We start from the raw sequence: 8,469 nt of genomic DNA on the forward strand, positions 1-8,469 counted from the left end.
GAGAGGGAACAGCATCAGGACTGAAGTGGGGGAAGATCAAACGCTTGCTACTGATCGTCGCAGGTTCTCTTGCACTTGTTTTGCTCGCACGGGGCTTATATCAGCCCTATGCGCAATGGTACAGCCAGGGGTACAGCGAATTCAAAATCTGGCCCGGCAGCCACACCCCCACCTCCGATTACCTCACCCATTGGGGGCTGTTCCTCTTCGTGATCGTTTCCTGGATGATCGCTGAAACCATCGATTGGATGGCAAAAACGCCTGTCTCCGCGTTGCGCAAGCTGGAGCCGTATAAAATCCTGATTGTGACCGGCTTGATCCTGCTGGCGGTGGTGATCTTGCTACTGGGGATTGATCTGCCCGTTGAAGGCGGCGGCGACACGCGCCTGCCTCTGGGGTTGGGGATTCATCTAATATGGTTTGTTCTGCCCCTGGTGGTCTGGGCTGGGGTGCTGATGTTGCGTCCCGACACATCCGATGCCAAGCGGTTTGTGCTCTTCCTCACCGGTACCGCCCTGGCGCTCACCCTGATGGTTGAAATCATCTACGTGATCGGCGACATCGGGCGCATGAACTCGGTCTTCAAATTCTATCTGCACGCCTGGACATTGCTCTCGGTCAGCGCGGCGGCGGCATTGGGCTGGCTCTTGCCGCGGTTGAATCGCTGGCAATCCGGCTGGCGCGTGGCCTGGCAAATTATCCTGGTATTCATGCTGGGTGTAGCGGGTCTGTATCCTGTTTTGGGCAGCTTTGCCAAAATTGAAGACCGCATGACCGCCAAGGCCCCGAACAACCTCGACGGTATGACTTATATGCAATTTGCCACTTACTACGATGAAGGTCAGGAACTTGATCTTTCCGAAGATTACGCGGCTATCCGCTGGATGCAGGAAAACGTTGCGGGGTCGCCAGTTATCGTGGAAGGTAATCAAGTTGAGTATCATTGGGGCACGCGTTACACCATCTATACTGGCCTCCCCTCCGTGGTCGGCTGGAACTGGCATCAACGCCAGCAACGTACGATTGTGCCGCACGATTGGGTATACGAGCGCGTGGATGGTACTCATGAATTTTATATGACAGAAGATATTGAATGGACCCAAAATTTTTTGCAAATATATGATGTTAGCTATATTATCCTCGGCCAGTTCGAGCGCGCCAAATACGACGGCCTCGGCTTGGATAAATTTTCCGCCTACGAAGGCCAACTTTGGGATGAAGTTTTTCGCAACGGTGAAACGGTGATTTATAAAGTGATTGGGGATTAGGTGATTAGGGGTAAGGAAACCTACTGCCTATTCCCCAATCGCCCAATTCCCCAATCCCCATACCATGCTCCAATTCTTCCTCTGGTACCTCCTGATCTCTCTTCTCGGCCTGCTGACCTTTCCGCTGGCCTATTTCATGCTGCCCAAATTGACGGATCGCGGCTATGCTTTTAGCCGCGCCCTGGGCTGGTTGCTGTGGGGCTATATCTTCTGGTTGCTGGGTTCTTTGGGGGTGCTGCCAAATGACTCTGGCGGACAGATTTTTGCCCTGTTGATTCTGGTTGCTCTGAGCGGAGCGGCGTTGCGTCAAGTGGGGTGGACGAATCTCAAAGATTGGCTGCGAACCCAAATCGGCGTGATTCTGACCATAGAGATACTCTTTCTCGTAGCCTTTGGGTTGTGGGCGCTTGTGCGTGCTGCCAACCCGGAAATTGTCGGCACCGAGAAGCCGATGGAGTTGGCTTTTATTAATTCCATTCTTCGCTCACCGACTTTGCCGCCCAATGATCCCTGGCTTTCTGGCTACGCCATCTCGTATTATCATTTTGGCTTTATCCTCGTTGTCATGCTCGCCCGCCTGACCGCCACCGCTGGCAGCGTGGCCTTTAATCTGGGCGGCGCACTGGTATTCGGACTTGCGGCGATTGGCTCGTATGGGCTTTTATACAACCTTCTCGCTTCTTTACAAGCCGACCGAAGACTGGAGACCGACGACGGGGAAATGCTCCCACGTCTCCCGTCCTCTGTCTTCAGTCCGCTCCTCGCCCCATTTTTTATTTTCATCGTCTCTAACCTGGGCGGGTTGCTGCACCTGTTGCGTCTCGGTGGCGTGTTCTGGCGTACGGATGAAAGCGGACAATTAACTTCGCCGATCTGGGCCTGGCTTGATATGGGCAGTTTTAGCCAACCGCCGCCCGCCGAGCCGTTTCCGCATTGGTGGTGGTGGCAGGCCTCGCGCGTCGTGCAGGATTTTGATTTCAACTGGGTCAATAAGGGAGATGTGATTGACGAATTTCCTTTCTTCTCCTTTTTACTGGCCGATTTGCACCCGCATGTACTGGCAATGCCCTTTGCTTTCCTGTTGTTTGGCCTAATATTCAACTTCTTCGTCAGCGACGAGCAGCAAAACCTTCCCTGGTTCAATTTGCAAATCAGCCCCCTGAACTTCGCTTTCAGCGCGATTTTAATCGGCAGCCTGGGTTTTCTCAACACCTGGGATTTACCCTTTTATGTGGCGCTCTTCGCCGGAGCTTACGCGCTTCGTTCAACCTTTAACCCTCAACCTTCAACCTTTATCACGCTTGCCAAAGATTTCTTTACTTTTTCCCTCACCCTCGGCCTCGCCGCCATCTTGCTCTATCTGCCCTTCTATCTGAGTTTTTCTTCCCAGGCGGGCGGGATTCTACCCAATTTGATTTACGTGACCCGCGGCGTGTATTTTTGGGTCATGTTTATCCCCTTCTTAATTCCGTTGCTGGTTTTTGGCGCTTATCTCTGGCGCAAACATGGTGACCGCGCTCGCCTGAAATATGGGATGCTAACTACATTGGGACTGATTGTTCTGCTACTGTTGCTCTCTTGGCTGGTGGCCGGAATCATCGCTGCGCTGCATCTGTTCAGTGTTATCAACCCCGAAGCGGCTTCGGCAACACAACTCTTCCTCGGGTCGCTGGCTGCGCCGGGGTGGGCGGCTGCCATCGGCGAGGGGCTGCGTCGTCGCCTCATTGCCCCGGGAACATGGCTCACTTTGGGGGCATTGCTCACCTTTGTACTGGCAAGTCTGTGGCCGCGTCGCTCGGATGAAGATTCTCCCCCTATCGCTCCGGCACATACCTTTGTGTTGCTGCTCACGCTGGTCGCCGCGTTGCTTGTCCTTGGCCCGGAATTTCTTTTCCTGCGTGATATGTTTGGTTATCGCATCAACACGATTTTTAAATTCTACTTCCTGGCCTGGTTGATGTGGGCCATGGCTGCAGCCTATGCCACAGCGATTTTGTGGCAGCAATTGCCCAAAAAGCCCCGGGCAGCGTTTCGCGTGGTCATGTTGCTGGTCATTTCTCTTAGCCTGCTTTACCCGGCGATGGGCCTGTGGAGTAAGGCCAACAAGTTCAACCCACCCCAATGGACATTGGACGGTGCAGCGCATATTCAGAACGGCGCGCCCGACGAGGCCGCGGCGATGGCCTGGCTGCGTGAGGCTCCGTTGGGTGTGGTCGCCGAAGCCGTGGGTGGTAGTTATTCATCTTTTGCGCGCATGGCAACCCACAGCGGGCAGCCCACTGTACTCGGCTGGGAATTTCACGAAATCCAATGGCGCGGCGGCACCGAGGAGATGGGTTCGCGTAAGGGCGATATCGAGCGCCTGTATTGCATCCCCAATTGGACCGAAGCTAAAATCATCTTGCGCCAGTATAATATCCGCTATGTGGTTGTGGGCGAGCGCGAGCGTTTTGCCTACGGAGCGGGCAGCGCGCCCTGCCCTGCCGGGTTGAGCGAAACGAAATTTGCCCTGAACTTGCAAAATGCTTTCCAGCAGGGCGATGTAACTGTGTACGAATACACTACAGGCGAGTAAGATTATAATCAGACCTCCGGGCATTCTTTTGCGAAAGTGCGTAGGTCCTTTCTTAATTACGCACGCAGATTGTAAAATCATGGAGACCTTTTTCCCATTACTTTGCGTCAAAACTGGAACAGTATGATGAATTCACGGAAACTGACTCTCGAAGATGGACTCTACGCCCTGGCCTTGATTCTGGCACTGGGCGTGCGTTTGTTGAATTTAGGTGTGGCTCCGCTCGCCAACCTCGAAGCGGATGCTGCGCTGCAAGCCTGGGATGTTGCCCGCGGTGCGCTGCCAATGGCGGCATCTCACCCGCTCTACATCTCGCTGACCAGTCTGAGCTTTGCGCTGCTGGGCAGTAGCAACTTCGTGGCGCGCCTGTGGCCTGCCCTGGTGGGAAGCGCCCTGGTGTTGCTTCCGCTGGCCTTGCGCGAAAAATTGGGACGCGTCGGCGCCCTGGCGTTAGCCTTTGGCCTGGCGCTTGACCCTGGGTTGGTGGCGCTTGCTCGCATCATCAATGCTCCAATGCTGGCCGTGACCTTCACCGTTCTGACGCTGGCGTATATTCGTAAACCGGCCTGGAGCGGCATTTTCGCCGGTCTGGCGCTGCTCTCCGGGCCGGGGGTGTGGATTGGCTGGCTCGGCCTGGGCATTGCCTGGGGTGTCGCCCATCTGACAGGATTGTTCCGGGGGGCAGAATCTGTATTTTTGCCTGGATCACCCTCGCAGGAGTCCGACTCCACACCGCCTTTGAGAACTGGCCTCGTTTTCGCCGCGGCGACGGTCCTCCTTATCGGCACGCGCTTTTTTACCTTTCCAGCCGGTTTGGGCGCGTTGGCAACTTCATTGGTTGAATTCTTGCGGGGTTGGGCTTCCCCATCCGGAATTCCCGCTTTGCGCGTTTTGGCGAGTTTGGGTGTGTATCAATACCTGGTGTTGATTTTTGCGGGTGTGGCCTTATTTTGGCCGCGAGGGCGCAATCGTTGGGTGACCGGGTTGAGCATCTGGGCGCTGACCGCCACCCTTCTGGCATTGGTGTATCCAGGGCGTAGCATGGGCGATCTGGTTTGGGTGCTGCTGCCCTTGTGGGGAATCGCGGCCCGAGCGCTGGGCGCCATATTTCAGGAAGATTTTCGCCAGCCCATCGCTACTGGGCAGGCTCTGGCATGGTTTGTGCTGCTGGTACTGGCCTGGATGACGCTTTCCGGGTTGCGCTTGACGTTGCCGGAAGGCTACCTGCTGCGTTGGCTGATTCTGTTCGGGATTGTTTTGCTCGGTGCGCTTTCAACGACTTTTGTGGGCTTGGGTTGGTCGTGGTCGCTGGCGCGCAATGGCACATTATTGGGCCTGCTGGCTGCTTTAGGCGTTTATAGTATTGCCGTGCTGATGGGCGCAACGCAAATCCGTCCCAACAACCCGGCGGAGTTATGGGCGTTGCCGCCGCTCACCGGAGATGCCGATCTACTCCTGGATACGCTGCACGATCTGGCGCTAACCGATCAGGGGTTGTTCGATCAAATGGAAATTATCTCGCTGGTGGATCAGGCGGCCATGCGCTGGATTTTGCGCGACTTTTCGGATGTGAGCTACACCACCGCGCTGGCCGAAGCGGAATTCCCTTTGGTGGTGATTGCACCGCAAGAGAGCGAATATGCCGCCTGGGCGACAGCTTACCGCGGGCAAGATTTTGTCTGGAGTCGCTCGCCCGGATGGGAAGGCGCGCTGCCCCATGCCTGGGTTGATTGGCTGATTTTCCGCAGCGCGCCAGTGGAAAACGAGACTTTGATTCTGTGGGCGCGCGGCGATATATTCCCCGATCAGGCGCAGTCCGAAGAAACTTCGCAATAATTGAAAGACAGACGACCGAGAACGGAGAGAACCCTCCTTCCCCTGTCATCTATTTTTCGTTTTTATGGAGCACCCATGAACTTACCTCACACAATTGCCATTGATGGCCCGGCAGCCTCGGGAAAATCGACACTGGCCAAGCGCATGGCTGAAGCCCTGGATTATTTGTTTTTTGATACCGGCGTGATGTATCGGGCTATCACCTGCGCCGCGCTGCGGGCGGGCCTGTCGATGGATGAAGAAGACCAAATCACAGCGCTTTCAGAACGCGCCCAAATTGATGTTCAATCAGCCTCCGCTGATGATGGCCGTGATAATGATATTCTGCTCGATGGCGTAGATATTACCTGGGATATTCGCAGCCCCGAAGTGGATGCCAATGTTTCGGTGGTTTCGGCGTACCCTGGCGTGCGCGCCGCGCTCACGGCTCAACAGCGCCGCATCGGCCAGCGCGGCCGTGTGGTGATGGTTGGCCGCGATATTGGCACCGTGGTGCTGCCCGAAGCCGATCTCAAGCTTTATCTGGATGCATCTGTAGAGGAACGCGCCCGTCGTCGCTATGATGAGCGTCTCAACCGTGGCGACGAAATTATGCTGGAAGTTGTGCTTGCCGACATGCGCATGCGCGATGAAATCGATTCCACCCGCGCTGTCGCCCCCTTGCGTCCCGCCGATGATGCCGTGATTCTCGATTCGGACAATATGAACATCGATGAAGTTCTGGCGTATGCGTTAGGTCTGGCGCGAGGCGAAGGTTAATTGCTGCGGTATGATTGAAAACTATCGTCCATCTTTGGCTGCGCGTTTATTTCGCCCCGGATTACGAGCTGTATTGCGGGGAATTTTTCACCTGATCAGCCGCGTTACGATTACGGGTTTGGAAAATGTACCCAAATCGGGTGCGTATCTAATTGCCATAAATCATATCTCGTTGTACGAAGCACCTTTTGTGGCCTCCTTCTGGCCCATGGCTCCCGAAGTAGCCGGAGCCGCCGATGTCTGGCAGCGGCCTGGTCAATCGTTGTTGGCGCGTGGTTATGGGGGCATCAAAATTCACCGTGGCGAATATGACCGCCAAATGATTGATGCGATTCTTAATGTGCTGCGCTCCGGGCGACCTTTGTTGATCGCACCCGAAGGGGGGCGCTCACATGCTCCGGGGATGCGCCGCGCCAGGCCTGGGGTGGCCTATCTGATGGACAAAGCCGGGGTTCCAGTGATCCCTGTGGGGGTAGTGGGCAGCACCGACGATTTCTTGTCGCGCGGGCTGCGGGGGCAGCGTCCCTCCATTGAGATGCGCGTCGGCCCGCCGGTGGAATTGCCTCCCATTACAGGTCGAGGCGAAGCGCGCCGCTTGGCGCGTCAGAAAAATGCCGATCAAGTGATGTTCGCCATCGCGGCTTTACTACCACCCGAATACCGTGGTCTTTACGGAGATGATTTTAAGTATGAACAAGCCTCAGCAGCGTGAAAAACGCACTGAAATGCAGCCCTATAATCACCATGCCTGGAAAAATAAGCGTCGTTTTTTGCGTTTCTTACTGAAGCGCGTAGGCTTTCCGTTGTGGGTGCGGATTGATCGTGTTCAGGGGTATGAAAATATCCCTGCGGATGGGCCGCTTATTTTTATGATCAACCATATTTCTTTTGCCGATTCGCTGATTGTGCTGCAACAAGTTTGGCGTGATATTACGCCGATGGCGAAAATTGAAGTTTATGAATATCCGGTGATTGGCATCTTTCCCAAATTATGGGGTGTGATTCCTGTGCACCGCGAAGAAGTGGACCGCAGAGCCATTCGCCTGGCCCTCAATGTACTTAAAAGTGGCGAAAGCATTCTGGTTGCCCCTGAAGGCACGCGCAGTCCCGCATTGCAACCTGCGAAGGAAGGCGTGGCCTATTTGGCGGCGCGCAGCGGGGCCGCCGTTGTGCCGGTGGGCATATCGGGCACCGGTGGTTTTCCAGTTTTTCGCACTTCGCCACGCTGGAAGGAACCAGGCGCACAGGTTGTTTTTGGAAAACCTTTTCGCTACAAGGCCGAATTCCGTCATGCCAAAGGGCAGCAACTCAGTTTGATGACGCGCGAAGCCATGTACCAGTTAGCGGCATTGTTGCCTGAAAAGCACCGCGGTGTTTACGCCGATTTTGAAAACGCGACCCGGAATACCATCGAGATGCTCGAAGAAGTGCTATAATTTTTCTAAGTTTTAGAAACTTGGCGAACGCCCATGTCTTTATTAGTTAGCATTCTTTCCGAAACACCGTTTTTTATCTTTCCCGAGGGTTGGGAAGGATGGCTTGGCGCGTTGCTATGGTTGATCGTGATTATTTTGTTACTCGCGTTGTGGCGGAATTATGGCAGGCCGCGAGATCGCAATCGTAATATTATTTTTGGCGTGTTGCTCATCATTTCCCCGTTGTCAGCTATACTGGTTGGGTTAAGAATTCCGGGGTTGAGCGCTATTCCTCTTCCGGGTGTTGTGATGGATAGCGGGGGTATGGCGGTGATGGTATTGGCTGCGTTTTCATGGGTATTGGCGGCTGGTTTGTTAGGCCCCTTTCCCGCTGCCGCTTTAGCCGCGATTTCTGGATTGATTCTGGGCTTTTGGGGGACGCATAGTATTTTTACAATTTTCGAGTGGGTCACGCTGGCAGTCCTATTAGCGGCCATCAGCCAGCAGCGTTACCGTACACCCTTATATAAATTTGCACGTAACCCGATCGTGGCAATTGTTGTAATTAGTCTGCTATATCCGCTCTTATATATTTTCAGTTCAATACTTACGATGG

General features: G+C 54.7%; 7 protein-coding genes. All 7 read left to right on the forward strand.

Features of this window, described 5'->3' with window-relative positions; genetic code table 11:
• On the forward strand, positions 1-1,268 hold a 1,268-nt coding region (locus HN413_03175), incomplete at its 5' end, for a hypothetical protein (protein MBT3389388.1).
• Between the two features lie 64 nt (positions 1,269-1,332).
• Positions 1,333-3,843 (forward strand): hypothetical protein, encoded by a 2,511-nt coding sequence (locus tag HN413_03180; protein MBT3389389.1) that lies wholly within the window; start codon positions 1,333-1,335, stop codon positions 3,841-3,843.
• Positions 3,844-3,966: 123 nt separating this feature from the next.
• Positions 3,967-5,679, forward strand: a complete 1,713-nt coding sequence (locus tag HN413_03185) for a hypothetical protein (GenBank protein ID MBT3389390.1) — start codon at positions 3,967-3,969, stop codon at positions 5,677-5,679.
• A gap of 75 nt (positions 5,680-5,754) precedes the next feature.
• Entirely contained in the window at positions 5,755-6,438 is a 684-nt protein-coding gene (locus tag HN413_03190; protein ID MBT3389391.1) for a (d)CMP kinase, read from the forward strand.
• A gap of 10 nt (positions 6,439-6,448) precedes the next feature.
• Positions 6,449-7,150 carry a 1-acyl-sn-glycerol-3-phosphate acyltransferase gene (locus tag HN413_03195; GenBank protein MBT3389392.1) on the forward strand — a complete coding sequence of 234 codons (702 nt, stop codon included), beginning with the start codon at positions 6,449-6,451 and terminating at the stop codon, positions 7,148-7,150.
• Entirely contained in the window at positions 7,128-7,874 is a 747-nt protein-coding gene (locus HN413_03200; GenBank protein MBT3389393.1) for a 1-acyl-sn-glycerol-3-phosphate acyltransferase, read from the forward strand. The genes HN413_03195 and HN413_03200 overlap by 23 nt, the downstream gene beginning before the upstream one ends.
• A gap of 33 nt (positions 7,875-7,907) precedes the next feature.
• Positions 7,908-8,469, forward strand: a 562-nt coding sequence (locus HN413_03205; protein ID MBT3389394.1) for a hypothetical protein, incomplete at its 3' end; no start/stop codon positions are given.

The sequence above is a fragment of the Chloroflexota bacterium genome (assembly GCA_018648225.1).
Classification (GTDB): domain Bacteria; phylum Chloroflexota; class Anaerolineae; order Anaerolineales; family UBA11858; genus NIOZ-UU35.

Bases quoted from the DNA above. Each gene is read 5' to 3' on its own strand.
- HN413_03180 (MBT3389389.1), top strand. From the start codon at position 1,333: ATGCTCCAATTCTTCCTCTGGTACCTCCTGATCTCTCTTCTCGGCCTG.
- HN413_03185 (MBT3389390.1), top strand. From the start codon at position 3,967: ATGATGAATTCACGGAAACTGACTCTCGAAGATGGACTCTACGCCCTG.
- HN413_03190 (MBT3389391.1), top strand. From the start codon at position 5,755: ATGAACTTACCTCACACAATTGCCATTGATGGCCCGGCAGCCTCGGGA.
- HN413_03195 (MBT3389392.1), top strand. From the start codon at position 6,449: ATGATTGAAAACTATCGTCCATCTTTGGCTGCGCGTTTATTTCGCCCC.
- HN413_03200 (MBT3389393.1), top strand. From the start codon at position 7,128: ATGAACAAGCCTCAGCAGCGTGAAAAACGCACTGAAATGCAGCCCTAT.